Annotated in this window: 28 protein-coding genes; 22 read left to right on the top strand and 6 right to left on the bottom strand. The window is 62.3% G+C overall.

Annotated elements, in window-relative coordinates; translation table 11 throughout:
• From VT84_RS06450 to VT84_RS39480, 3 genes are all read left to right on the top strand, one after another.
• Entirely contained in the window at window positions 1–1,143 is a 1,143-nt protein-coding gene (locus VT84_RS06450; RefSeq protein WP_082838933.1) for a suppressor of fused domain protein, read from the top strand.
• 157 nt (window positions 1,144–1,300) lie between these two features.
• The gene (locus VT84_RS39485; protein ID WP_162271618.1) at window positions 1,301–1,543 is read left to right on the top strand and encodes a hypothetical protein; all 243 of its coding nucleotides are present in this window, start codon (window positions 1,301–1,303) and stop codon (window positions 1,541–1,543) included.
• The gene (locus VT84_RS39480) at window positions 1,540–1,974 is read left to right on the top strand and encodes a type II toxin-antitoxin system VapC family toxin (RefSeq protein WP_162271617.1); all 435 of its coding nucleotides are present in this window, start codon (window positions 1,540–1,542) and stop codon (window positions 1,972–1,974) included. Before VT84_RS39485 ends, VT84_RS39480 begins: the two co-directional genes overlap by 4 nt.
• Window positions 1,975–2,003: 29 nt before the next feature.
• Here the strand turns inward: VT84_RS39480 and VT84_RS38170 are convergent, their stop codons facing one another.
• On the bottom strand, window positions 2,004–2,180 hold the full coding sequence (locus VT84_RS38170) for a hypothetical protein (protein WP_157469243.1): 177 nt from the start codon (window positions 2,178–2,180) through the stop codon (window positions 2,004–2,006).
• A 39-nt stretch (window positions 2,181–2,219) separates the two neighbouring features.
• Here VT84_RS38170 and VT84_RS06440 point away from each other — a divergent pair, with 39 nt between their 5' ends.
• The 5 genes from VT84_RS06440 to VT84_RS06420 all read left to right on the top strand — a co-directional run bounded on the left by VT84_RS06440 (window position 2,220) and on the right by VT84_RS06420 (window position 5,203).
• A complete protein-coding gene (locus tag VT84_RS06440; protein ID WP_082838931.1) occupies window positions 2,220–2,753 on the top strand; it encodes a hypothetical protein in 534 nt (177 codons plus the stop codon).
• Window positions 2,746–2,970 (top strand): adhesin, encoded by a 225-nt coding sequence (locus tag VT84_RS06435; RefSeq protein ID WP_239465711.1) that lies wholly within the window; start codon window positions 2,746–2,748, stop codon window positions 2,968–2,970. The genes VT84_RS06440 and VT84_RS06435 overlap by 8 nt, the downstream gene beginning before the upstream one ends.
• A 631-nt stretch (window positions 2,971–3,601) precedes the next feature.
• Window positions 3,602–3,853, top strand: a complete 252-nt coding sequence (locus VT84_RS06430; RefSeq protein ID WP_082838929.1) for an AbrB/MazE/SpoVT family DNA-binding domain-containing protein — start codon at window positions 3,602–3,604, stop codon at window positions 3,851–3,853.
• A complete protein-coding gene (locus VT84_RS06425; protein WP_082838928.1) occupies window positions 3,846–4,229 on the top strand; it encodes a type II toxin-antitoxin system VapC family toxin in 384 nt (127 codons plus the stop codon). Before VT84_RS06430 ends, VT84_RS06425 begins: the two co-directional genes overlap by 8 nt.
• Entirely contained in the window at window positions 4,226–5,203 is a 978-nt protein-coding gene (locus tag VT84_RS06420; RefSeq protein ID WP_082838927.1) for a tyrosine-type recombinase/integrase, read from the top strand. The genes VT84_RS06425 and VT84_RS06420 overlap by 4 nt, the downstream gene beginning before the upstream one ends.
• 306 nt (window positions 5,204–5,509) lie before the next feature.
• Here VT84_RS06420 and VT84_RS38165 read toward each other — a convergent pair whose 3' ends face one another.
• Window positions 5,510–5,683 carry a hypothetical protein gene (locus VT84_RS38165; protein WP_157469241.1) on the bottom strand — a complete coding sequence of 58 codons (174 nt, stop codon included), beginning with the start codon at window positions 5,681–5,683 and terminating at the stop codon, window positions 5,510–5,512.
• Window positions 5,684–5,846: 163 nt separating this feature from the next.
• Window positions 5,847–6,143 (bottom strand): hypothetical protein, encoded by a 297-nt coding sequence (locus tag VT84_RS06415; RefSeq protein WP_082838926.1) that lies wholly within the window; start codon window positions 6,141–6,143, stop codon window positions 5,847–5,849.
• Between the two features lie 285 nt (window positions 6,144–6,428).
• On the opposite strand from VT84_RS06415, the gene VT84_RS06410 reads away from it, so the two are divergent.
• Window positions 6,429–9,239, top strand: a complete 2,811-nt coding sequence (locus tag VT84_RS06410; RefSeq protein ID WP_082838925.1) for an NACHT domain-containing protein — start codon at window positions 6,429–6,431, stop codon at window positions 9,237–9,239.
• Window positions 9,240–9,463: 224 nt separating this feature from the next.
• On the opposite strand, the gene VT84_RS06405 is transcribed toward VT84_RS06410, so the two are convergent.
• Complete coding sequence (locus VT84_RS06405; RefSeq protein ID WP_082838126.1) at window positions 9,464–9,859, bottom strand: hypothetical protein; 396 nt, start codon at window positions 9,857–9,859, stop codon at window positions 9,464–9,466.
• Window positions 9,860–9,876: 17 nt separating this feature from the next.
• A complete protein-coding gene (locus VT84_RS06400; RefSeq protein ID WP_082838127.1) occupies window positions 9,877–10,278 on the bottom strand; it encodes a transposase in 402 nt (133 codons plus the stop codon).
• A gap of 435 nt (window positions 10,279–10,713) precedes the next feature.
• Between VT84_RS06400 and VT84_RS39475 the strand changes: the two genes are divergently transcribed.
• Genes VT84_RS39475 through VT84_RS41630 form a run of 3 tightly spaced genes read left to right on the top strand, consistent with a single transcriptional unit; the run spans window position 10,714 to window position 11,976 of the window.
• Window positions 10,714–11,046, top strand: a complete 333-nt coding sequence (locus tag VT84_RS39475; protein WP_162271616.1) for a transposase — start codon at window positions 10,714–10,716, stop codon at window positions 11,044–11,046.
• A gap of 35 nt (window positions 11,047–11,081) precedes the next feature.
• Window positions 11,082–11,612 (top strand): ISAzo13-like element transposase-related protein, encoded by a 531-nt coding sequence (locus tag VT84_RS41635; protein ID WP_162271615.1) that lies wholly within the window; start codon window positions 11,082–11,084, stop codon window positions 11,610–11,612.
• The gene (locus tag VT84_RS41630; protein WP_255359559.1) at window positions 11,527–11,976 is read left to right on the top strand and encodes an ISAzo13-like element transposase-related protein; all 450 of its coding nucleotides are present in this window, start codon (window positions 11,527–11,529) and stop codon (window positions 11,974–11,976) included. The genes VT84_RS41635 and VT84_RS41630 overlap by 86 nt, the downstream gene beginning before the upstream one ends.
• Window positions 11,977–12,067: 91 nt before the next feature.
• On the opposite strand, the gene VT84_RS06385 is transcribed toward VT84_RS41630, so the two are convergent.
• Window positions 12,068–12,319, bottom strand: coding sequence for a hypothetical protein (locus VT84_RS06385; RefSeq protein ID WP_082838922.1), 252 nt, complete (start codon window positions 12,317–12,319; stop codon window positions 12,068–12,070).
• A 378-nt stretch (window positions 12,320–12,697) separates the two neighbouring features.
• On the opposite strand from VT84_RS06385, the gene VT84_RS06380 reads away from it, so the two are divergent.
• The 10 genes from VT84_RS06380 to VT84_RS06330 all read left to right on the top strand — a co-directional run bounded on the left by VT84_RS06380 (window position 12,698) and on the right by VT84_RS06330 (window position 22,948).
• Window positions 12,698–13,483 carry a sensor histidine kinase gene (locus VT84_RS06380; protein ID WP_082838921.1) on the top strand — a complete coding sequence of 262 codons (786 nt, stop codon included), beginning with the start codon at window positions 12,698–12,700 and terminating at the stop codon, window positions 13,481–13,483.
• Window positions 13,484–13,619: 136 nt separating this feature from the next.
• The gene (locus tag VT84_RS06375; protein ID WP_082838920.1) at window positions 13,620–14,012 is read left to right on the top strand and encodes a response regulator; all 393 of its coding nucleotides are present in this window, start codon (window positions 13,620–13,622) and stop codon (window positions 14,010–14,012) included.
• A 361-nt stretch (window positions 14,013–14,373) separates the two neighbouring features.
• A complete protein-coding gene (locus VT84_RS06370; RefSeq protein ID WP_082838919.1) occupies window positions 14,374–14,643 on the top strand; it encodes a hypothetical protein in 270 nt (89 codons plus the stop codon).
• Between the two features lie 292 nt (window positions 14,644–14,935).
• Entirely contained in the window at window positions 14,936–15,514 is a 579-nt protein-coding gene (locus VT84_RS06365) for an RNA polymerase sigma factor (protein ID WP_082838918.1), read from the top strand.
• The gene (locus VT84_RS06360; protein ID WP_162271613.1) at window positions 15,511–17,550 is read left to right on the top strand and encodes a serine/threonine-protein kinase; all 2,040 of its coding nucleotides are present in this window, start codon (window positions 15,511–15,513) and stop codon (window positions 17,548–17,550) included. The genes VT84_RS06365 and VT84_RS06360 overlap by 4 nt, the downstream gene beginning before the upstream one ends.
• 152 nt (window positions 17,551–17,702) lie before the next feature.
• A complete protein-coding gene (locus tag VT84_RS06355; RefSeq protein ID WP_082838916.1) occupies window positions 17,703–18,134 on the top strand; it encodes a hypothetical protein in 432 nt (143 codons plus the stop codon).
• A 733-nt stretch (window positions 18,135–18,867) separates the two neighbouring features.
• Window positions 18,868–19,281 carry a hypothetical protein gene (locus tag VT84_RS06345; protein ID WP_082838914.1) on the top strand — a complete coding sequence of 138 codons (414 nt, stop codon included), beginning with the start codon at window positions 18,868–18,870 and terminating at the stop codon, window positions 19,279–19,281.
• Between the two features lie 185 nt (window positions 19,282–19,466).
• Window positions 19,467–19,970 (top strand): hypothetical protein, encoded by a 504-nt coding sequence (locus VT84_RS06340; protein WP_082838913.1) that lies wholly within the window; start codon window positions 19,467–19,469, stop codon window positions 19,968–19,970.
• Window positions 19,971–20,604: 634 nt separating this feature from the next.
• Entirely contained in the window at window positions 20,605–21,099 is a 495-nt protein-coding gene (locus tag VT84_RS06335) for a hypothetical protein (RefSeq protein WP_082838912.1), read from the top strand.
• 208 nt (window positions 21,100–21,307) lie between these two features.
• Window positions 21,308–22,948 carry a S8 family peptidase gene (locus VT84_RS06330; RefSeq protein ID WP_082838911.1) on the top strand — a complete coding sequence of 547 codons (1,641 nt, stop codon included), beginning with the start codon at window positions 21,308–21,310 and terminating at the stop codon, window positions 22,946–22,948.
• Window positions 22,949–23,047 lie beyond the last annotated feature (99 nt).

Below are 23,047 nucleotides of genomic sequence, written 5' to 3'. Positions count from 1 at the left end.
ATGAGCTTTCAACCCTTGCGCACTCGCTTCTTTGATATGCTCTGGCAACGCGATGACGCGGGGATCCGACAACTCTTGATCAACAACCCGGCATTCTTGAATGACCCTGAGTGCCGGGCCGATCTGATGATCGCAGCGTCCACACGCCGCGAAGAATCACATTTGGTCGAATTGTTATTCGGTGTGGGCGTTGAGCTTGACATTAGCCCGCCAAACAACCCGATCAACCGGCCGGTAAACGCCGCTGCCAGCACCAATCGATGGTTGATTCTAGAATGGTTGGTGAAACACGGTGCTCATATTAACTATGAGGTCGAAGGCCGTGAGCCTCATTGCTTTCCGCTAGCCCCGGCGATTTTGGCGGGCCGGTTGGATGTCGTGCAGTTATTAGTTGAGGCGGGCGCCGTACTTGATGTATGTGACCGTGCAAACAATACACCGCTCTCTTGGGCGATCGCGTACGGAAAGACCGAAATTGCCGACTATTTGCGTTCAAAGGGGGCCGTCGAATCCGAACAGGCTCGCAATTACAGGCAGCCGCCACCGATGACACCAGTTTTTCGATATATGGAGGAACGCTGCGGCTCAATCATACCCTTGGGGTGGCAGCCGGTTTTTCCAGGAAGTGCCTCTGTTACAGTTCATACTGTCCTGCATGAGGATTTTGCGGGCGCGTTCACCGATGGAATGTCATCGCGACCTATGGTGGTGCCAAGTGGCATGGAACGTTACAGATTCGCAGAGCTAGCTATGCCACTGGGCGAATATTGGCCCGATCATCCGGCAGCTTGGAAAGAAGAGAAGTACTCATGGGCTGTCCAATGGCTTCTACGCCTTGCAGAGTATCCTTTTGAAGCGGGTTTGTGGCTGGGGCAGCCTTATAGCATTGTTGCTAACGGAGATTCGCCCGCACCGCTCTCGGCATACACTTTAATGACTTGCTGGTTGTTGTTAGTTGACAAATCGCCGCTTACAGGTTTCACGCGTCCAAATGGTGATGACGTGGTGTTTTATACAGTATTGCCGATTTATACTGCCGAGCGCGACTTTGAACGCCGCTATGGTTTGCGAGCTCTGTTGGAATTGTTTGCGAAAAATAATGTGTCGCCTTATCTGGATCCCCATCGCAAATGTCTCATCTAGCTCGCTTCGCTCTGTAGCCGATGTCTCATAACGTCCTTTATGACGGAGCAGGGGCCATACTGCGTCGATGCCCGTCCACGCACATTCTAAATTTGTTGACATCATTCTCGATTTGGTGTTACGATCGCGAGATCAGCAACAACGAGATGAGGTGTGTGTGACCGAGGTGCGACTGCGCAATGTGGATGCGGATGTGTTGGCCGTGATCCGGGAACTGGCCCGGCTGAACCGCCGCACGATGGAACAGGAGATCCGGGCCGGATTGGTAGAAATTGCCAACGCGCGCAAGACGCACCTTCTGAACCGCCTGGCTCGCGAGCGCGCCGAGCAACTGGCCCGGTTCGGCGAGTTATCCGACAGCACGGCAGAGATCCGAGCCGAGCGCGAGACCCGGTGGTGATTGTGCTCGACGCGTGCGTGGCGACCAAGTTGTTTGTGGTCGAGCACCAGTCCGAGGCGGCGGCCCGCCTGGTCGCCCGGTACCCGCTCCTGCTGGCCCCCGAACTCGTGGGGCTCGAAGTGACCTCGGCGATTACCCGTAAGGCGCGCAACCGCGAGCTGGACCGTCCCGCGGCCGAACGCGCGCTCGGCTCGTGGTGGGAGTTCCTGCGCCTGGGGAACTTGCGCCTGACTCCGGACCGCGCCCTGATGACCGAAGCGGCCGACCGGTCCCTGGCGCTCGGGCACCCGCTGGCCGATTGTTTATACCTGACCCTGGCCGCACGCCACAACGTGCCCTTGGTCACCGCGGATACCCCATTCTACGACGCGGTGCACGGCACCTTCCCCAGCATTCACTTGCTCGCCGAGTTCGGCACCGGGAACCCGTGACGGTGTGCGTTCCAGCGGGAACAGGCGCGTCACCGGCCGACTTTTCTTCGGTGGTGGTCGCCGACATCCCGGTCCTGTTCGCCGATGCCGGGGCGCGTGGGGTGTACTGCCGCATCGAGTTCCTCACGACCAAGATCCATAAAACTGCTGTGTTTCACGATGTACTTGACCGGAACATTGTTCTGCGCTACGGTCGGCTCACGCATGGGCAATGAAGCCCGGCGAAGGAGCACAAAGGCAAAGACGTGACGGAAGAGCTGAAAACCAAGGTGTGCAAGATTTGCGAGAAAGAGAAACCGCTCTCCGAGTTTGGCGGATGCGGATTCACTCGCGATCGCCTTCAGACGAGCTGCAAGCCCTGCCACGAGAGACAAAGGCTGGCGGGGCGGATGGCTGGAGCGGCCAAGCGCGCGGCCCTGGCTTCCGCGCGGTCGGAAGCGCCGATTTCCGATGCTCATGTGGGTCACGAGCCGATACCCATTCCTTACCCCGGGTTTGAGGAGATCCCCAAAGGAATGTGCGATGGACGGGTGATGGCAAAGGCCCTGGCCAATCACGCGGTCATGACTCTGAACGCGCATCCCGACCACCCCAACCGGGAGCGGATCGCGAGCGCGGTTCGGAAACAATCACAGATCGCGGACATGGACGATGACCAATACCTGAGCCATCAGTTGCATGAGGCTAATCCCGTGCACAAACTGACTCAGGATGAAAAGTTGCAGTGCATTCGCGAACTTCCCTTGGACATCGTGAGGAAGCTCTTCCCGCATGTCTGACCGCACGAACACATCATACAGCGGCATGACGCCAGCCGAACTCCGCACGTTCGGTGAACAGCTCTACGGCACCGAATGGCAGACCCCGCTCGCGCGGGCCCTACCCGTCTCGACGCGCACCGTCAGCTATTGGCTGTCCGGGGACAGAAAGATCCGAGAGGTGATCGCGCGCCGGATCCGGTCGCTCCAGGCCGAACCCACAGGGACAGTCGAATAGAAAAGAACGAACCTCTGACCACGTCCTGTTGACCTTGTTCACCGCCACGTGTCAGTGCCACGGGATCGATTCCGGGTCGGACGTGCTCGCGCGGTTCCTCGAGACCCAAAGCGCCTCGCGGGGTTCTCCAGTGGTCCGAATTCGGGCGCATCGCCACCTGCACTTCACCGAGCGCTTCAGTTTTGCGAACCGATCTTGATAAAGGCGATGGACTGGATTCGTTCGCAACTTGCGAACGGTTGATCGCGCGGGCGTTCTCGTAGCCGATCGGATCGATTTGGGTGAGTGAACAGAACCGTGCCCGCTCCTTCGTTTGGATGTTTAACGAGTACCCGATCCGTTACAGCGTGTGGTGGCACCACCTTGCTCCGTTCCCGGTCGAAATCCCGGACGCCCAGCCGGCCGGCCGTCATGCCAGCTTGTCGGCTTGCTGGCATGACGGCCGGCCGGCTTCGGTCAGCGCGACAGAATCCAATTAGTGGATGATAAAGGACGTTATCATTCACGAGTTACTATTCGGCGTGTTGGTGGGCGTGCCGCTCATTTCCCGGACGGGGCGCGAAAGTGCTTGACAGGTTCGGGCTTTTCGTGCCAACCTGATTCTCGTCACATCAACGGATTCGGTACGCCCATGACCCACTACACCCACACCCGCCTCGGCGAGGACCGCCGCGTCACCATCCCTGCTAAGGTCTGCACCCGGCTCGGGCTCGCCGCGGGCGAACCCCTCGTCTGGGAAGAGGAGGGCGACACACTCCGTCTGATCCCGTGCAACCACCTGCTACGTGACGTTCAAGCCGCGTTCGCCCCGTACCACGCCCCGGGCGAGAGCCTCGTCGACGAACTGATCGCTGAGCGCCGGGTCGAGGCCGCTCGTGAGTAGCTGCGTCCTCGACGCTTCAGCGCTAATCGCGTTCCTGTTCGGGGAACCCGGGGCCGATGTCGTGGCCGCGCGCATTCCCGGGGGCCTTGTTTCGGCCGTTAACCTATCGGAAGTCGCAGCCCGGGCCCTCGAGAAAGGGATGCCCCTGGACCGGTTTGATTACGAACTCGGGCGCCTGCCCCTAACCGTTGTCCCGTTTGACACGCCCCTCGCCAAAGTGGCGGCCACGCTTCGGGTTCCGACCCGTCCTCTCGGGCTCTCATTCGCGGACCGCGCGTGCCTGGCTCTGTGCCTGGACCGCGGGCTCCCGGCCGTCACCGGGGACCGGGACTGGACCAAAGTCAACGTCGGAGTAGAAATCGTCGTGTTCCGATGAGCGATCTCGTCCCGCCCGCACCTCGTTCTCACCTGACCGCACCCGGCGAAATGGTGCTGCCAGCGTGCGTCACCGAGGCCGGGCCCAACGCATGGTTCGCCTGGGAAGAGTTCTTTTGTGGTATGCTCGCCAACCCGCACACCCGGCGCGCGTACACTCGGGCCGCACGCGACTTCTTCGCCTGGCTCGCCCCGACCGGTACCCAACTGCCCGACATCACACCCGGTCTCGTGGGCCGGTATTTCCACCAGCACCCGGGCAGCATCCCGTCCCGGAAACTCGCCCTGGCGGCACTACGCGCCCTGTTCGACGTGTTGGTCCAGCGGCACGTCATGCTCCTGAACCCGGCCGCCTCGGTCCGGGGCGAAAAGTACCGCGTGGTCGAGGGCAAGACGCCCGAGATCACGGTGCCCCAGGCCCGGTCCCTGCTGGCCTCGATCGAGCCCGACACGCTCATCGGCAAGCGGGACAAGGCGCTGATCGCAATGCTCGCCTACACGGGTGCCCGGGTCGGGGCCGTGGCCCGGCTCCGGGTACGCGACCTCCAGGACGACGGTACCCAGTGGCTCCTGCGGTTCCGCGAGAAGGGGGGCCAGGAGCGGGAGATTCCGGTTCGGTACGACCTGCAAGAACTGCTCCTGCAGTTTCGCCGGGCGGCCGGTCCCGTGCACGCCACCAAGGACGCGCCCGTGTTCCCGAGCGTGGCCGGCCGGACCGGGCAACTCACCCACAAACCGCTCTCGGGCAACGACATCTACCGGATGCTCAAGCGCCGGCTCTGCGCGGCCGGGGTGCCGAACCGATTGTGCCCCCACTCGTTCCGGGTCGCCACGGTCACCGATTTGCTCGATCAAAAGGTGCCGCTCGAGGACGTGCAGTACCTGGTCGGGCATGCCGACCCGCGCACCACTCGCCTGTACGATCGGCGCCAGCAGAAAGTATCGCGCAACATCGTCGAGCGGATCACGATCTGAATCGCGGCTCGCCCGATCCTTTTCATGGTCCCACAACGCGCCTGTTTCGATTGCACTTGTGTGACGGGATCATCAGATTGAAGGTAACGCCACCTTGTTGAGCTCGCTCTGGGATGGCTCGGAACTCCCTTTCCCAGAACCTCCAAACGGTTAGCTTTGCTTACCTTTCGGACAGCAGCGGACTGTGATTCTTCGATCGGTGGATAGAGGAATCGGAGCTTGATGCGGGCATCGGCCGTGCAGAATCGCCATCGCACGCCGATCTCCCGCTTGTTCCAATCCTCGGCGTTCTCGTCCTGGGGTCCGTCATTGGCCGACCTGGTTGGGGGCGCTGGTCACATTGACACCCTTCTCCGTAGCGGTGCCGGAGAACGAGTTTCCTTTCCAGATACTCAGAATGCCCAGAACTGCGTAAGTCAGGCCGAAGCACGTGACTCCGACCACGCTGACGACCATTGCCGCAATCACCGTGTCGTTCATCTCGAAGCCCTCCTCAAAAGCCGCCCGACGGCGGCTTGGTCATGAACATCCCGGTAGTCTCTCGCAACCTTCTGGTTCAGAGGCGCGTGACATCTTCGAAAAAGGCCGGCCGCTCACTTACTGCTACGTTTGGCTGGCTTGGTGCGTCTTGCTGACTTGGCCTTCACCCTAGACTTCGGTGGGTCACCTCGAGCTCGACCCTCACCTTGGGTTCGGTCGAGGCGTCGGCCTTCACCTCGGACTGCAGTGGCTTGGGCTCGGTCGGGGGCACCGGGTTCTGTGGTGATATCTCCTCCTCGGTCTCGTTTTTCGCCGCTTGGTCGTCAGGTCGGCGACCGTAGCAAATCGCCAGGATGCCGAGAACGGCGATGGTCAGCGAGAAGCACATGATTGCGATTCCGCCGAGAATCAGTCCGACGATAGCTGAATCGCTCACGCTGAAGTCCTCCTTCGAGAGCACCGACCACTCGTGGGGTCGGATAAAGAACGGGTCAGAAGAAAACTCGGTGGTCTTGGTTAAACCCACACTCCAGGTCGAAACGCTCAGAACTCGCTACCGGCGGCAGCAGCCGAATCGTTGCGTCATCACTGCCCCTCGCGGTATCATGGGTTGGGTTTTCAAACCAGCCCCTGGCTAGGGGCCATCGATCGACATGCTGTATCCTTCAACGAGTGGTCTGAAGGATCACCCAACCCTCGCCGCAACTTCACCACATCCACGGCACCGAACGCGAGAACTCAGGTCATGGCCACTCATCAGCCCAACAAGCCGGGTCGGAGCGCGAAGCCGAATGTGAAGCGGATCGTGGAGTGGCGGGTGCTGAAGGGCTGGACTCAAGCAGATCTGGCTGCCAGGGCGGGAGTCTCGAAACGCACTATCGAGAACCTGGAAAGAGGTAATCCGGTCAACCTCCAGACAATTGCGGACGTGGCGGAGGCACTCGGGGGCGAGGTGGCCGAGATCATCATGTCGCTCGGCAGGTCATCACCAACGCCGGCGGCCACGCCAGAATCATCGGTGGCGTGGTCGGAGGATGACGAACTGTTCGAAAGGGAATACCGCGAGGCAGCATTCAACGAACTGAACCGCGTGGAGCTGATCGGTGCCGATATCGAACACGACGTGCGGTGCTCCGAACTGCTCCAAGCGTTCGTGATGCTGAACCTCAATCACCAGGAATCAGAGGTACAGAGCGATGCGGAATTCGATGAGGCGAGCCAGACAGAAACAGACAACGAACTTGTCAGCGCTCGCACCGCGCTCAATCAACTCCTCTCCGACGGCAACTGTGGCAGGTTGCTGATCCGTGGCAGTGCAGGTACAGGAAAGACGACACTGGTGAAATGGGCTGCGATCACAGCATTGAAATCCTGGTTCAATAGAAATGTTCATCCCCAGATTGCACATCCGATTTTTGCGATCGAAAACCAAGTGATTGTTGCTCCGAAACCCAATAGGGTCTTCGCTGCTTGGGATGACATTCGCTCTACGGCTGAAGCGTCTTTCATCAATCTCTCTCCACGCGGGGTAGTCTCGGTCTGGCCATTCCGCACTCCGCTGATTGTATTTCTCCGTAACTACGACGGCGAAATCCCGCCTGTGGAGGAGTTCACGCGGTTCGCCGGCAAGATGATCGCACCGCAACCGGCGCGGTGGGTGGAACGTGTCCTGCGGGTTGGACGGGGGCTCGTGTTTCTCGACGGAATCGACGAGGTACCCATGTTCCACCGTGAACGTCTCAAGGGGCAGATCAAGACGCTCGTCGAGACCTACCCAAACAACTACTTTGTACTGACCACCCGGCCGCAGGCGGTGCGGCCCGGGTGGCTCGAACCCCTCGGCTTCGGCGAGGCCGAAATCGCCCCGATGTCAATTCCCGACCGAGATCTGTTCATCCGCCGGTGGTACAAGGCCGTCGCCGAGTACGCGGATATGGGCGCACGGAAGAAGGCTCAGATGCCGCAGATTGCAGAAGACCTGATCGCGAAATTGGCCGACGCTCCGGGACTCACCGAAGTGACAGCGAATCCGCTTTTCTGCGGAGTGACCTGCGCTCTGTTCTACGAGCGGCGGGAGGTACCGGAGAACATCGCCAAACTATGCGAGCAGTTGTGCTGGATGCTGCACAAGCGGGAGCGGCCTGAAGGCGAGAAGTGGTGGGAGAAGTTCCCTGCCGCTTATGTCAAAGTTAACTACGACCAGAAGAAATTCCTCAACGGTCAACTCGCCGTGGCCGCGGTGGAATCGGACCAGTCCACGATTCCGGTCCCGCAGGCTCGCGAGGTCATCCGCGAGGCACTGAAGCGTATCCCGGGGGCGGATGCTGGTGACGCCCGCGACGTGCTGGACGGGCTGCACGAGCGCTACGGGTTGCTCCGCGAGGCGGCTCCGGAGCGTGACGACCAGCCGAAGACGCTCACCTTTGTCCACAATACGTTTAAAGAATTCCTCGCCGGATCGCGGATCGCCGCCGAGGGCAACCCGAAGCCGCTGCTCAACCACGCTGACAGCGAGACGTGGCAGCGCGCGGCTCTGTTCGCCCTCGCCACCACGGACAGTGTCGCGTTCAAGAACGAGTTCCTGGGCGCGTTCCTGAAAACGCTGCCCGACCCGTTACCAGAAGAGTGGCGACCGGAAGATCGCAGGATGCGAGATCGCGCCCTGTTCGCCCTGCGATGCTGGAAGCTCACGACCGGCTGTGCCCCTGACATCCTCACGCGAGTGGCGAATCTGGTGCCACAACTGCTGCCACCGCGAGCAACGGCGGACGCCGAGTGGCTGGCCGCGGCCGGCAACGACATCGTGGACCGGTTGAAGCGGACGCCCGGATTGGACGATGTGCAAGCGGCGGCGTGTGTGCGCACCCTTCGGCTCATCAACACTCGCGACGCGCGAGCTGCCTTGGATGCCTACCGAGACGAGAAGCGTTGGGGTGTACTGGCCGAACTCGCCCCAGTTTTCAACCCGCTGACTCTTCCGGCAGTGATGGGCTATCTCCATGAAGGAGAACATTCGCTGCCCGAAGGCGTCGCCCGCGAGGTGTCGGACCTGGGTCCGCTAGCCGGGAAGACCGGGCTGCTGGGATTATGGCTGCGTGGCACGTCTGTGTCGGACCTGAGCCCGCTGTCCGGGCTGACCGGGCTGCGGACGTTAGAGCTGATCGACACACCGGTGTCGGACGTGGGTCCGCTGTCCGGGCTGACTGGGCTGCGGGAACTGTGGTTGCGGGGTACGTCTGTGTCGGACGTGGGTCCGCTGTCCGGGCTGACCGGGCTGCGGACGTTGTCGCTGTTTGGTACGTCTGTGTCGGACGTGGGCCCGCTGTCCGGGCTGACCGGGCTGCGAAGGTTGGATCTGGCAAAGACGCCGGTGTCGGACCTGGGTCCGCTGTCCGGGCTGACCGGGCTGCGGGAACTGTGGCTGCGGGGTACGTCTGTGTCGGACCTGAGCCCGCTATCCGGGCTGAAGAAACTCGAGCATATTGACATACGGACCACACGTGTCAAGGATGTGACGCAACTGGCCCACCTCAAGATGCTCCTGATCGACCGGTGACCGCAATCGGCCACTGCATTCGCAAACGCCCATCACCCGATATCGTTTCCCCCTGCGATTGCCTTCTTGTGAGACTTCCCAAAGGTCAAAAAAGCTCGCCGAAAAACGTTCTGAATTGTCACCTCGTGATGCCTGACGTGCGTTTAGGACGTCGCACCTGTGTCGGTTGCCTCGACCACGAGCGGTTGCGGCGTCGGAATGACCGCGGATGTTCTTTCTTAGGACTACCGGACAAAACCCGATCGTAAGAGGATCACGCAAGCCGCCATCTGGCACCAGCCGAGGTAGTTGCGCGCGTTGCGGTCGCGCCGCCTGCGGACCCGGCCGAACTGGGCGAAGAAGTTGTGACACCGCTCGACGGCGTTGCGCACCTTGCCGACTCCGGGGCGCTTCTGACCACGGCCGGGAGCGTACAACCGGAACCCCTGGGAACCGGCTCGGCCCCGCGACGGTTCGTTCCCGTATGCACCGTCCGCTCGGGCGGTTGGTCGGCCCCGCTCGTCGGTCGTGTCGGTCGGCACCTCCGGGGCCGGCGCACGAACGACCAGGGCCGCCAGCACCTTGTGGGTCTGGCAGCCGTCGTTGGCCCCGGCTTTGGTGACTACGACCGCCAGGGGCATGGCTCGCGCGTCGCTCGCTATGTGGATCGCCGTGCCCGACTTGCCGCGATCAACCGGACTCGGCCCCGAAGCTTCGCCCCCTTTTCCGACGGCTTCTTGGACCCGTCGAGGAGGATCTGGTCCCAGTTGATCCCGTGCAACCGCTGGTACCGCTCGGCCAGTTGTTGCCACGCCCGAAGAAACGCATCCTCGCGGAGCCAGTCCTTGAGTCGGCGTTGGACCGTCTTGTACGACGGGAAGCACCACGGGAGCAACTCCCAACTAATGCCCGAGGCCAGGACGTACAACAGCGCGTGAAGGCATTCCCGATTGCCGCACGGCGGGCGACCGTTGCCGGACCAAACCTTGGTCGGCAGGACCGGCTCAAAGACCGCCCAGATGCCTTCCGGTAGTTCGCGGGCCAGATCCTTCAGTTGCATGGACCGAATCCTGAGCAGAATGGGTGCCGATCAGGATAGGCGACTTCGTAGTTTTGTCCGGTAGTCCTTAGGACGGCTGTGAGACCGCACGTGTACCGGGCCTACTCTGCTCCGCAGGAGAGTTTCACTGACCGTCAGGCGGCCCGCCCCGGATTTGCACGGGTTGCACTGAATCCTGCACGGAACGGGGTAGAAAACATACCAAAACGTGGGCCGGTGCCATCTGTGCAACTGCGGAAGTGTTGATTGTGTAAGGTGTTTACGGCCCGCAGAAGATCAGGTCGTGTAAATTTCTGCTGTTTCACGGAGGAGAAAGGCGGAGGGCCGCAACGGGCGCGGATTCCGTGCGTATCAAATTGGAGGCACTCAAGAACAAGATCCGGTTTTCCGTAAGCTCCTTTTGGTAGGCGGAGTTGAGTCAAGGGAGCGCCGGTCATGGCTGAGATCACGGTCCACCAGTGCCAGTGCCCGGCGTGCGTTCGGGGTGAGGACCATCCCGACCGACACCTCCACCACAACATCAACCTCCTGCTCAGCCACCTCGACGAACAACAGCGACGATGGCTCGCGGCTCTGAAGTCGCAGAAGATCGGGCACGGGGGCGACATCCTGCTCTCCCAGATCACCGGACTCCACCCCGACACCATCCGGCGCGGGCGCGAAGAACTCGACGCCGACCTTCAGGACCGGCCCACCGACCGCATCCGCAAGCCCGGCGGCGGTCGCCCGCGCCTCTCAAAAAAGATCCCCAGATCGTCCCGGCGCTGACGGCACTGGTCGAACCCGAAACGGGCGGCGATCCGATGTCCGCGGACAAGTTCGTCCGCGCCAGCCTCCGATCCCTCAGTGACGCGCTCCACCGACTCGGTCACCCGGCCAGTCCACCCACGGTGGCCCGGTTGCTCCGCGACCAGAAGTACAACCTGCGCGTCAACGTCAAGCGCCTGACCGGTCCGCCCCACCCCGATCGGGACCGCCAGTTCCGGCACATTCGGGAGAAGATCGCCGAGTTCCGTGCCGAGGGTTGGCCCGTTCTGAGCGTCGATTCCAAGAAGAAGGAACTGATCGGCGACTTCCGCAACGCCGGCGCGGTGTGGTGCCGGACGGGTGCCGCGGTGAACGCGCACGACTTCCCCTCGGATGCGTTGTGCAAGGCGGTGCCGTACGGCCTGTACGACGTCCTGGGCAACCGCGGCACCCGTCGTGGTGGGGACCTCGTCGGACACACCCGCCTTCGCGACCGATGCCATCGCCACGTGGTGGGGCCGGATCGGGTCGCGCCGTTACCCGCGCGCCGGAGCGCTGTTGGTGCTGGCGGACGCGGGCGGGAGTAACGGGTGCCGGCCGCGCCTGTGGAAGTACCGACTGCAGGCTCTGGCGGATCGGTACGGGTTGGTGGTGAACGTGTGCCACTACCCGACCGGTGCGTCGAAGTGGAACCCGGTGGAGCATCGCCTGTTCGGCCCGATCAGCGTGAACTGGGCGGGCATCCCGTTGCGGACTCCCGGGGTGATGCTGTCGTGCCTGCGCGGGACTTCGACGCGGGGCGGGTTGCGGGTGAGCGCCCAATGGCAACCGCGCGCCTATCCAAAGGGCGTGAAAGTGACCCGTGCCCAAATGGATCGCGTCCACGTCCTCAGCAACGATCTCTGTCCGCGGTGGAAGTACTCGGTTGTACCCGCCGACATCTGGGAATAATCGAGAGCTGAAAAGTGGACGTTATTCTTTTGTCCCTCCAAAGACGGTGATGCGACGGATTCAGGTGCGGGGCTTGTTCCTGTACCGTGCTTCATGTCGCCCGCTCACCCACCAAGGCCCGGCCCAGTTCGGTGAGCCGCCACCCGCCGTAGATCTTAACAAAGTACCGGCACTCGGGGCGCATGATCGACGTCCCATTGTGCGACAGGCGGCGGGTCACGACCGGGAGGGGCAACCCGGTTCCCTCACTGAGCGCGGCCACCGTGGCCGTTCCGCCCAGGCGGTCGAGAGCAAGTGCGATCACCGCCACCTGCGCGAGTGCCGCACGCTGCGCGTCGGTCATCGTTCACCTCCGTGGTCCCACTCTATTTACGTATTCTGGTGGGCCGATTCACGACGGCCCATCGCCAGTGAAAAAGCACGAGTCTCCGAGGGCACGCGCCTGGAACGCCACGATGCCCGTCGGACGGGGCATGAGCCCGCGGACCTTCGCTCGAAGTACAAGCGGTCACCTGGGTCACCTCGCCGGCCCCACCGCATCGCACCTCAACCGATCGCTACCGGCCGGTACCCATGATACCTGTTGAGCCTCGAATCTAAACGCGCGATCGAAGCCGGGGCGCGGTCGCAAATCCTCCGATTTTTTATCTCCCAATCATATACACCTTGTTTATGCTGATTTGACCGGACCACTCAGTTTACCTCTTTTCCCGAAACACCCATGTTCCCGCACCTCAGCCCGTCCGAGCTGAAGGCCACCGCGGACCCGACCGATGCGGCCGAAGAGCCCGTGCGCCGCGCCCAAAAAATGGAAGCCCTGGGGCGGGTCGCCATCGGGGTGGCCCACGACTTCAACAACCTGCTCACCGTCATCAACGGGTACGCCGAGCTGGTGGCCGAGGACCTCGAGGGGGCCCCGGCCCGGGAACTGGTCCTGCGGATCCGGAGCGCGGGCGAGCGCGGGGCCGCCCTCACCCGCCAGCTCCTCACGTTCGCCCACACGGGAGCCCGGGGGGACGGGGCGACCGACGTGAACGCCGTGCTCCTCGGACTGGCCCCGGTTCTGACTCGGCTCATCGGGCGCGGGAGCACCGTGGCGGTCGCCCCGGGGCCCGACCTGTGGCCCGTCGCGGTCGACCCCGCGGGCGTGGAACAGGTGCTCCTCAACCTGGTGTCCAACGCGCGGGACGCGATGCCCGACGGGGGACGCGTGAGCATCGAAACGACCAACGTGGGACCGGGCGACCCGGCGGGGCCTGGGGACCAGGGGCACGTGCTACTGACGGTTGCGGACACCGGGACCGGCATGACCCGCGAGGTGCTCGAACGGTCCGGGGAGCCGTTCTTTACGACCAAGGATCCGGTCCCTTGGCCCGGGCTGGGCCTGGGTACCGTGTTCGGCGTGGTCCGGGCAGCCGGGGGGCGGGTCGAGATCTCCCGCGCGCCAGGCCAGGGGAGCGTGTTCCGGGTGTACCTGCCCCGGGCCGGCTCGGCCCCCAGGTCTTAATTCAAAATGTTGTGCGCCCTGCCGATAAAATTGTGATTATCGTTAAATTCGGCCCCTCCCGACGGGGCCGAATTCGATAAAACGGCCTTGGCCCGTAGACAATTCACACGCGCCGTCCGTCGCCGCCGGAGCGGGAATGAGCCCACCTGACTCGGTCCCCCCAACGGTTCTCGTCGCCGACGACGAGGGCACCGTTCTTCAGATGTTGGAAGTGGTTCTCACCCGCGCCGGGTTCGGCGTCCGCACCGCGTGTGGCGGGGTCGAAGCGGTCGCTGAGTACCGGCGCGGCGGGGTCGACCTGGTGCTGCTCGACGTCCAGATGGTGCCGCCGTGGGACGGCCCGCGGACCCTGGTCGCACTGCGGGATCTCGACCCGGGCGCGCGGGTCGTGTTCATGTCCGGGAGCACCGGCCCGTACCGGGTCGAGGAACTACTCGCCCTTGGCGCCGTTCGGGTGCTGTCCAAGCCGTTCCCGAGTTTAAAGAACCTGATCGCCGAACTCCGAAGCGCGCTCCCGTCGGACCGGTGAATGGTTCCTGCAGGGGTGCTTTTGCTCGGGTGGTATCACCACGCTCGTATCCGGCGCCCTTGCGCCGCGTATTCAGCCCGACCCGGCAGTGGTATCGCCGCATCCGGGTGATGCACTGAAGTGTTGCCCACCTTTTCTTCGATCGGTTACCCCCGCCACCGTGGAACTTGCGAGGTTCCACGCGCCCTTCATCACGTCGGACGAAATCGGTTTCGTGGATCGTGTTTTCGCCACGCGGCTTCACGTTGTGTGGGCGCGGTGATCTGTGGGACGAATCTGCTGGCGCGCGGCGCGGATCTGTGGCACTAATGATTCCCCGGCCCGGAGCCGGGTTCCATACGACGATCCGAGGAGGACTACCATGATTTCACAACTCGTCACCCGAACCGAGCATACTGGCAACGCGTTACCCGAAACCGTGAACCACCAGGCCCAGTCCCTGTCCGATCTGCTCGTGGCCCTCACGGGCAAACTGTCCGAAGCCGGTCGCGCAGCATCCGAGGCGCGGATCGCTTTAAATTGCGGCGAAACGACGGCCGCCATTAGTGCCTTGCTCCCGACCGAGCAGGTGCTCCGGGACGCCCTGGCCCTGCACACCGCCGCCGTGGTGCTCCATCTCGAGCCGTGCTGACCGGGCCGCCCACGCGTACTGGTCCTGATTCGTTCGTTCGCACCGCTCAGCTAGGTGCCCACAACGTCGCTCACCTCTACTACGAAGCACTGAGCGAGGGCATATCGTCGCGGGTTTTTGCGATCAGGGCCGGCCCGTTTGGTGCAAATCGCCCTCTAGACTGTCAGATTTACGTTCTGCAGGCACAATCGATTGCCGGAACGGATTCACTCTTGCCAAACTCATTCGGGCCGCCGATTATCTCGAAAGGTCCGATATTATAGCTCCAAACAGAGTGCTGGTGGAGTGTACGATGGGCTCCGGAACGTTCACTTTTGTTTCTTTGCTAGAACGCTTTCGCGGCGGCGATCCTGAGGCGGCAGGAAACATCTACGCCGAGTACGGCGGCGTTATCCGCGCAGCCGTTCGCCGCCACCTTCCCGACCGGCTTCGGAAGGAATACGATTCGCTGGACTTCGCCCAGGACGTTTGGGCTTCATTTTGCCGGCTCGCCGGGGGCTCGTACCATTTCGCCACCCCAGAAGAACTTGGTGGGTTCCTGGCCCGGGTCGCGCGCAATAAGGTCATTGACGTTTGCCGGCGGCGCTTCGAGACGCAAGCGTTTAATGTCCGCCGCGAACACCCCCTGACGAGGCGGGACGGAGCCGACATCCCCGTCTCGGGACGCGAACCTACCCCCAGTAAGTGGGCGATGGCGGCCGAGCGCTGGACCGCGATCGCCGCTCAACTACCGCCCCAGCACCTGGTAGTTGTCGCGCGCCTGCGTGAAGGGTTCACACAACAAGAGGTGGCCGAACTGACCGGCATCACGGACCGAACGGTCCGGCGCATTGTGGAACGCGTCCGGGAAATCTGCGAGGACGAACTGTGACTCCCTTGCTGTCGACCACCGGGACCGCCGCCGAACGAGCGCTGGCGACGGAACTGAAACGGCGGTGGCGACGCGGCGAGTCACCCGACGCGGCGGCCGCTCTCGCCGAACACCCCGAATTGACCCGGCACAAGTCGCTCGTGGTCGACCTCGCCTACGAAGAATATTTGCTCCGCGAAAAGGCTGGCGCGGCGCCGGAGATCAGTGCGTTCGCGGGACAATTTCCCGTGTTCGGTGGGAGCGTTCGAAAGGTGCTCGACGCCCACCAACTGCTCACCGAACACCCCGAATTACTCGATCCGGCCGCAGCCGCCTGGCCGGAACCCGGCACTCAGTTCGAAGGACTTGAACTCCACGTCGAGCTCGGGCGGGGGGCATTCGGGCGCGCGTATTTGGCATTCGATCCCGGGACCGATCGCTTGTGCGTACTCAAGTTGACCACAGGGCGGTCCGCCGAAGCACGTGTCATCGGGCGCCTAGCGCACCCGAACGTTACGGACATTTACTGGACGCGCCCGGTCGGACTCCGAACGGCGCTCTGTATGCCGTTCGTCGGGGTCAGTACGCTGGCGGACGTCAACTCGGCCGTCTTCTCGCGGCCCGGGGGCCAGCCGCCCGACGAGGCGCGCGTCATCTTGGAGGCGGCTGAAGCCGACGGACTGGCCGGTTACGCCGACCGCTTATCGCAACCCGTTGTACGACCGGACGAACCGTACCTGGTCGGCGCGTGCGCGGTCGCCGCGAAGATCGCGCACGCGGTTGCGTACCTCAATAATCATGGCGTTATTCACGGGGACTTGAAGCCCTCGAACATTGTGGTCGGTCCCGGGGGGACGCCTCACCTGATTGATTTTAACCTCTCGACAGCCGAAGCGCCTCGAATGGTGCGCGGGACTCCCGCTTACATGGCGCCAGAGTTGCTGTCGGCGGCCCGCGCCGGGGGCACGGCCGCGGGTATTGATGCGGTGCGGGCGGACCTGTTTTCTCTCGGGCTTGTAGTTACAGAGCTGCTGACTGGGCGATTGCCGTTCGAGCTCACCGGCTCCAGAGAGGGCGCGCAGCTTGAAGGGGTGGTCGAACGGGGCGCGGCCCAGTTGCCGCCCGCGCTCCCGGCTGTTGTCGCCTCGGTTCTAGCGTCCTGTCTGGCAACGGACCCGGAACAACGCCCGGCCTCGGCCGCGCCCGTTGCGGTCGCTTTGGACCGGTTCGTTGCGCGCTGGCGGAGCCGGCGGCTGAGGCAGCGCGGCACCGTTGCCGCGCTCGCGTCCCTTGCCTTACTTTGTGGAGTAGCGGCTGCCTTGGCCCGAACGTGGCCCTCTTCCCCCTCGCGTGAACTCATGGCATCGGAACCCTTGCCCCGGAGTGCCAACGATTTCCTGGAGCGCGGGCGGAACTCTCTCCGCAGCGGAAACGTGGCTGCCGCGCGCACCGATTTTGCGGCCGCGTACGACCGGTCGGGGGACCCTCGGGCCCTCGCGTTGGTCGCGTACGGAATGGCCCTTGATGGCCAAGCGGCCCCTTCAATTGAAGCCGGGAAGCAAGCGATCCAAGAAGGGGCCGCTTCGGCTGAAGTGTATAACAATTTGGGGTACGCCCTTTCCCAATCCGCCCGGCCCGCGGACGCGGTTCCCCCGCTCAACGAGGCCATCCTACGCGCGCCGCAACTTCGAGCTGCTTATTACAACCGGGCCTTGGCCCGGTACCGTGCCGCGCTCGCGGCCCAGACGGTGGACCTCCACGCGGCGGAGGACATCGCCACCGCACTCTCGCTCGGGGAGCCGTCCTTGAATCTTCATTTTGATGCCGCGCGGATCTACGCCGCCTGTTCGGTCAAGGCGCCCGAGTTCCGGATCGCCGCGCTGGAACAAATACGAGCCGCAATTTCCGCCGGCAAAGACCCCGTCGCGTGCCGGACGGATGCCCTCCTCGCTACCCACTTGAAGATCGACCCTGGGTTCGAGGCGGCGCTCGCGACCCCACGCGGAGAACCGCCGGGGCGGGTTCCGCAACTCCGATTGGTAGAGCCGCTTTCGTAACTCACCTGTTTTTTGACCAAGGCCGCCCGCGGGGCGGCCTTTTGTTTTTCCTGTCCGCTTTTCGGGCCGCATCTCGATCGGGGGGCTGCCTCCGGCGGTAACACGTAGCCCTACGGTCCGCCCGGAGTCGCCACCGCGATCCCGGAACGTCAATGCCCCTTTTCGTTAAACCCCCTCGGCCGGGCCGAGAGGGGACCGCCCTCCGTGCGCGCCTTTCTTTGGAACGATTAGACGCCCGCGTTCTCCCGACGCCCGCATTAACCGATCCCCCGCCCGCGGTTCCGGGCATTGAAGCCGCAACCGGCCCGCAGATCCTGGACTTCACCGGCGAAGAGGTCGAGCACGGCTGGTACTACTTCAGCGGTCGGGTCAGTGCTGCTCCGTCTGCCAGCGGCATCACCGTCACGTTTGGGGGCGTGCCATCGCTTCAGGGGAAAACCGTGACAACCGCGTCAGACGGCACCTTTGCCCTCCTCATTCGCGTTAAGACCGATGGCTCGGATGATGGCACCGTGACGGTCCAGGCCACAGTCAACGGGCAGACCTCAAACATCGCGCTCTGGGACATTACCCCGACACCCTAGCCGTCGGCTTTCCTCGCCGCCGAACCGAATCGCCCGACCTTTAGCGGGCCGTTGATGGCGCCTCCTCCAAGCAGCAACGAGCGATCTCACGCTTCGTCCGCACCGGCTCAGGCACTCTGCGCGGACGAATTGCTCCCCTTAGTGCGGGCTGCCATGACTCAAGGGAGTGGCCCGCCCGTCGTGCGGGACTGGCTCGAGCGACAGGGCGTTACGACCATTTTTCTCAACGATTGGACTTCAGACGACGAAATGCGCGCTTGGATGTTGGCACTGCGGCTGGCCGAAGATTTGGACCTTATCCGGCAGCAAAAAAACGCCACCGAAGTGTTCGGGCCGGCCCCCACGGCCGGTGGAAGCGACCGTTCGAATCAGAACGCCGCCCCCTGATTCTGCCCAAAGAAAGTTTCAAGAAGCTTCAAAAATGTCGCTCAGAAATGGCCCCATGCGTTCCCTGGACCCAAGTGCGCCGGTTGCTGGCGCCTGCGACGCAAGACTCTCAGCCCCCATTCCCTCTCTGGCCCGGAAAAAGCGCCTCTCCGCCGCCCTCCCGATTCTTTGTGATGCGTTCGATGACGCGGTAGAGTGCCAGCGCGACCGATGGGATTTTTCGATTAGTGTCAGGGAGTTGTCCACTGCGGGGGTATCTGGGGTCGACCTTCGCTGGCTCATTGCGCACGACCTTTTGGCACACAAAACCGTAGCGGGTCAACGGAGCATCGGGTACCAGCCTCCGATGCCCGGCATCGAACTGGTATTGACCGGGCAATCCCGGTTTGTGCTGACGGAGCGGGGGCGCCGGTTCGCACGTGCGTTCGATGGGCACGAGCAGGAGACCGGTCCGTTTCTCGGGCCGGAAGTCGAATCGGTTCCCGTTCCGCACTGGGACGAGTCCACGCGGCAACTGAACTGGCGGGGGCGCGTGGTCAAGCGTTTCCGCACCCCGGCCAACAACCAAGAGCGGATCCTCGCCGTGTTCGAAGAAGAGAAGTGGACGCTCCGGATCGACGATCCGCTGGTCGGGGGCGCGCGCGACCCCGTTGAGCGCTTGCACGACGCGATCCGTCGGCTCAACGGCAACCAACTTGATGGGCGCATCTATTTCAGTCGAGATGGAACGGGTAAAGGGATCTGTTGGCGCGGGGAGTGAACTACCCCTGATCCGGGACTGGGCAGTGCGGACGTCACGGCCTCTCTTAGGGCGGCGAAGGGATCGATGGGCGTAGACGTATATCGCCCCCGGCGCGCCACTACCGCGCCCCTTCGGTAGGGCGGCTATCAGGAGTAATATGCCTCAGCCCACTTCAGTTGCTCTATTCAGGTGAGGAAACTGCCATGCTCAGTTGCGTACTGGCTCTGTCGACTTTGGTGGCACCCACCGCTGCGGCGCAACCGCCGGGTGGTCCAGCAAACAAGCTGTACATCAAGAACGCGACCAAAGTTACGGCCCGCTTCGACATCATCCGTCACGAAGGCGATAACACGATCGTGACCACAGTTTCCCTGGGAGCGAATCAGGACACGCACCTCGACCTCAAAGCGATTAAAGGAGATCGCGCACTCATCGCCGGATCCGGCAACCCGAACCGGCCGTGGAAGGTGTATGGCCAAGCGTATTTCAACGCGGCGGATTCCCCATTTCCAACCGTCGGGTACGTCCTTCAGCAAGACGAGGACGGGCACATCGAGCTAGTTGCTCTGTTGCAAGGGGCCGCTGGTCCGAAGGGGTTACCCAAAGAGTTTAAGGGTAAGGCTGTCGAAGAGAAGCCAAGGAGTGAGCGGCCGTTAACTGCTCACCGCGCGTTACAGTCCCCAGAGGTTGAGGGCCACATCCGATGATGTGGCCCGAGTCGTTTGCGGTACGAACGATTCTTTAGAGTGTTGATGCAAGCCCCGCCCCGAGTTCTCAAAGGCGACACTGCTTCGATTGCCCGACGAGTTACCCCCAGCTATCGCGCCAGCTCGATCGAAAAGCGTCTCGCTAGCTGGGGATAACTCGCTCGATCATAAAAGAACAAACGACGAGTTAGGTTTTCGCGGGTTTACTGAGATTGTTGACCGGCACACTTTAGACGGCGAGCCTTTAATCTCGAACTCGTCCCAACCTTCCCCACAAAAGGCCTCCCTTGCTACTGCTTTATTTGATTGTCCCTTGCCGTGGTTTTTTCGAGTTCAGGTGAGCCGCAGTGAGCTTCATCATTGTCTGTTTTGTAGTTGACCGGTAGGGCGGTTCGATACTCCTCGCTGCAGGAGGGCAAACTCGAGAGGTTGAGGGACCAACCGCTCTCGGTGACTTCTCATCAAGGGGCGGTTCGCCGAAATCAGAGCGAACGTCAAGTCGGGCCGCCCCTGACGCGCCCCCGCCGCGCCCCTTGGTAGCACAGGGGTTATGGGTAATATGTGGCGAGTTCGCTGTTTATCCCGACTTTCGTATGAGCCGGGGCAGTTCGTGTTTCTTGTTGAAGGGGCTGTAATGGGTACGAAGCTCGCAAAGTTGAGCATCCTTGCCGGACTCGTGGTCGCCCTCGGTGCGACACCCGCAGAAGCGTTTGGGCGGCGACACGCGACGACGAGTTACTACTACCCGCGCTACCCGATCCCGACGTGGCCGCACGACGGGTGTTGTGTGTACCGCGTCTCCGAACCTGCCGAGAACCTCCACCCGCCGTACTCGGGTAAACTCCGGGTGGTGAAACTTCATCATGGGGCTATTGTCGAAATCAACGCCCCAACGGGCACGAACCCCCAACCGACAGGCACGATCAGTGTGATCCAAACGGGTCCGGGAGAAGTGAAGTACGAAGGGTACAACAGTTGCGCTACTGCCCCGGGTAAGCCCGGCGCCCCGATCCGTTGGTCCATCTTCTTTTGCCCAACCAAGGTCGGGAAGACGAGCGTCAAAGTGGGGTTCGTCATGTCGGACAACACGATCGTGAACGTTCCGCTCGAGTTCGAAGTGATTCCTTAAAAAGTGCAGTTCGCTCGACGAACCTAAGCTCCAAAACTCCGATTCGGATTTGGCGCGACCGCATGTTGCGGTCGCGCTTTTTACGCATGCGATTGATATTCGTATGTCTTGCTGTGTTAAATAAATTTAAAATATTCAGGCTGAATCTGGATATTTTGATTCGGGTTGATTCGTAAATGAAATTTGAAAGTAACGGGGTGTTAAGGTCATGAAATTATTGCACACCGCGCTAGTGATCGCAACTCTGTTTGGGGTCGGGGCGATCGGGGCGATACCCGTGACTGCCGCTCAACCAGCGGCCGCACAACCAGAAGCGCCACTACCCGGCCCCGCAGCAGAGGCCGCCTACGAGGCAACCGGAGAAATGATCGTTCGCTACGAGGCCGGTAAAGCTGACGAGGCAATCGCCGAATGCAAGGAACGTGGGTTGGTTGTGAAAGAGGTACACGGCCCAGGCAACCTGCTGCTCTGCGGGTGGCCGAAAGAAGTAAAAGCAGTAACGGCCCGGACCGAATTGCTCAAATCTAAAGCAATCGTGTACATCATACCGAACGCCCCGGTCAGTATCCCACCATTACAACCCGCTGGCAAAGCGCCTCTCGCTCCGCGTGAGGCGCCGGCCGCGGCCGCTCCTCCGGCTCTTGAGGCGAAGAGCACCTCGGTGAGTGGCTACACCGGAGCGGGTGCTCCGAACGACCCCTTTCTCAACAAACTGTGGGGTATGAGCGCCATCAACGCCGACAAGGCATGGGGATGCGCCCGTGAGGCGAAGGTGGTTGTGGCCGTTCTCGATACCGGGATCGACTATAACCATGAGGACCTGGCCGCCAACATGCGGCGCAACCCTTATGAGGTACCCGGAGACGGACTGGACAATGACGGGAATGGCGTGGTTGATGACGTATTCGGGTTCAACACGTTCACCGGTGGCGGTGACCCTATGGACCGACACGGACACGGAACTCACTGCGCGGGAACGATTGGCGGAGTCGGGAACAATGGTCTTGGAGTGGTTGGTGTAAATTGGAAGGTCCAGTTACTGGCGGTCAAGGTCCTTAATGACAACGGGAGTGGTAGCACGTTCGGCTTAGTGAAGGGAATCGATTACGCTTGGCGCGCTGGGGCCAAAGTCATGAGTGCCAGCCTCGGCTGGCAACCTGGAACGCCTCGGGCGCTGGTGCTTCCGGTCCGCGAGGCGATCTCGCGTGCCGAAGTTGCTGGTGCGGTGTTCGTCGCGGCCGCCGGAAACAATTACCGGAATAACAACGACACCCGCCCGGTTTACCCCGCGTCGTTCGGTGATCCCAGCGATCCTGACGGGGCACTCGGTAATGTGATTTCGGTCGCTGCCATCAACATCAATCAGCAGCCCTCGAATTTTACGAACGTTGGTAAACGTTCGGTCCACTTGGCGGCTCCCGGCGGTGAGGTCAAATTCGATTCAGCCGGCGCCTTTTTCACGGACGAGACCGATATCCTGAGTTCGGTGGCCGCAACTAACACGTTCGGTCCGAATTTTAAGCGCGAAGGCGGCGGAAAGTACGCGTACCTGCCCGGAACCTCAATGGCCACCCCGCACGTTAGTGGGGCCATCGCTCTGGTATGGAGTCGTCCAGAGTACTCAGGTCTGTCGGGCCGCGAGATCAAAGGGCTCGTTCTGAGTAAAGCCCGAAGGGTCGACGCGTTGAAGGGCCTGTGCGCAACCGAAGCGATCCTCGACCTCGGCTTCGTGTGCGCGGGCGATGCCGACCCACCGTGCCCCCCGATCATTATCTGCCCCGTGCCCTGTCCACCCAGTTGCGCGTGGCTCCCGCCGAGCCGCCCGAAGTGCCGCTTGTTCCGGCGCTAGCGTTACAAGCCGTTACCTCCGATGCCTTGAAGCCCCGCGCGGCGGGCGGGTATCATGGTGTGACTGGCCCGGAGCGCGCAAGTCGCGCCCCGGGCGGTC

The sequence above is a fragment of the Gemmata sp. SH-PL17 genome (assembly GCF_001610855.1).
Taxonomy (GTDB): domain Bacteria; phylum Planctomycetota; class Planctomycetia; order Gemmatales; family Gemmataceae; genus Gemmata; species Gemmata massiliana.
This window is presented reverse-complemented; position numbering and strand designations above follow the sequence as displayed.

What these genes read in the sequence shown, in the direction of transcription:
- VT84_RS06435 (WP_239465711.1), top strand. Translation starts at nt 2,746, where the DNA reads ATGTCTGACCGCACGAACACATCATACAGCGGCATGACGCCAGCCGAA.
- VT84_RS06355 (WP_082838916.1), top strand. Translation starts at nt 17,703, where the DNA reads ATGCCCCTTTTCGTTAAACCCCCTCGGCCGGGCCGAGAGGGGACCGCC.
- VT84_RS06385 (WP_082838922.1), bottom strand. Translation starts at nt 12,319, where the DNA reads ATGACCGACGCGCAGCGTGCGGCACTCGCGCAGGTGGCGGTGATCGCA.
- VT84_RS06400 (WP_082838127.1), bottom strand. Translation starts at nt 10,278, where the DNA reads ATGCAACTGAAGGATCTGGCCCGCGAACTACCGGAAGGCATCTGGGCG.
- VT84_RS06450 (WP_082838933.1), top strand. Translation starts at nt 1, where the DNA reads ATGAGCTTTCAACCCTTGCGCACTCGCTTCTTTGATATGCTCTGGCAA.
- VT84_RS06405 (WP_082838126.1), bottom strand. Translation starts at nt 9,859, where the DNA reads ATGCCCCTGGCGGTCGTAGTCACCAAAGCCGGGGCCAACGACGGCTGC.
- VT84_RS06365 (WP_082838918.1), top strand. Translation starts at nt 14,936, where the DNA reads ATGGGCTCCGGAACGTTCACTTTTGTTTCTTTGCTAGAACGCTTTCGC.
- VT84_RS06375 (WP_082838920.1), top strand. Translation starts at nt 13,620, where the DNA reads ATGAGCCCACCTGACTCGGTCCCCCCAACGGTTCTCGTCGCCGACGAC.
- VT84_RS06430 (WP_082838929.1), top strand. Translation starts at nt 3,602, where the DNA reads ATGACCCACTACACCCACACCCGCCTCGGCGAGGACCGCCGCGTCACC.
- VT84_RS38170 (WP_157469243.1), bottom strand. Translation starts at nt 2,180, where the DNA reads ATGCGTGAGCCGACCGTAGCGCAGAACAATGTTCCGGTCAAGTACATC.
- VT84_RS39475 (WP_162271616.1), top strand. Translation starts at nt 10,714, where the DNA reads ATGGCTGAGATCACGGTCCACCAGTGCCAGTGCCCGGCGTGCGTTCGG.
- VT84_RS38165 (WP_157469241.1), bottom strand. Translation starts at nt 5,683, where the DNA reads ATGAACGACACGGTGATTGCGGCAATGGTCGTCAGCGTGGTCGGAGTC.
- VT84_RS06420 (WP_082838927.1), top strand. Translation starts at nt 4,226, where the DNA reads ATGAGCGATCTCGTCCCGCCCGCACCTCGTTCTCACCTGACCGCACCC.
- VT84_RS06380 (WP_082838921.1), top strand. Translation starts at nt 12,698, where the DNA reads ATGTTCCCGCACCTCAGCCCGTCCGAGCTGAAGGCCACCGCGGACCCG.
- VT84_RS06410 (WP_082838925.1), top strand. Translation starts at nt 6,429, where the DNA reads ATGGCCACTCATCAGCCCAACAAGCCGGGTCGGAGCGCGAAGCCGAAT.
- VT84_RS06345 (WP_082838914.1), top strand. Translation starts at nt 18,868, where the DNA reads ATGCCCGGCATCGAACTGGTATTGACCGGGCAATCCCGGTTTGTGCTG.
- VT84_RS06335 (WP_082838912.1), top strand. Translation starts at nt 20,605, where the DNA reads ATGGGTACGAAGCTCGCAAAGTTGAGCATCCTTGCCGGACTCGTGGTC.
- VT84_RS41635 (WP_162271615.1), top strand. Translation starts at nt 11,082, where the DNA reads ATGTCCGCGGACAAGTTCGTCCGCGCCAGCCTCCGATCCCTCAGTGAC.
- VT84_RS06370 (WP_082838919.1), top strand. Translation starts at nt 14,374, where the DNA reads ATGATTTCACAACTCGTCACCCGAACCGAGCATACTGGCAACGCGTTA.
- VT84_RS06330 (WP_082838911.1), top strand. Translation starts at nt 21,308, where the DNA reads ATGAAATTATTGCACACCGCGCTAGTGATCGCAACTCTGTTTGGGGTC.
- VT84_RS06340 (WP_082838913.1), top strand. Translation starts at nt 19,467, where the DNA reads ATGCTCAGTTGCGTACTGGCTCTGTCGACTTTGGTGGCACCCACCGCT.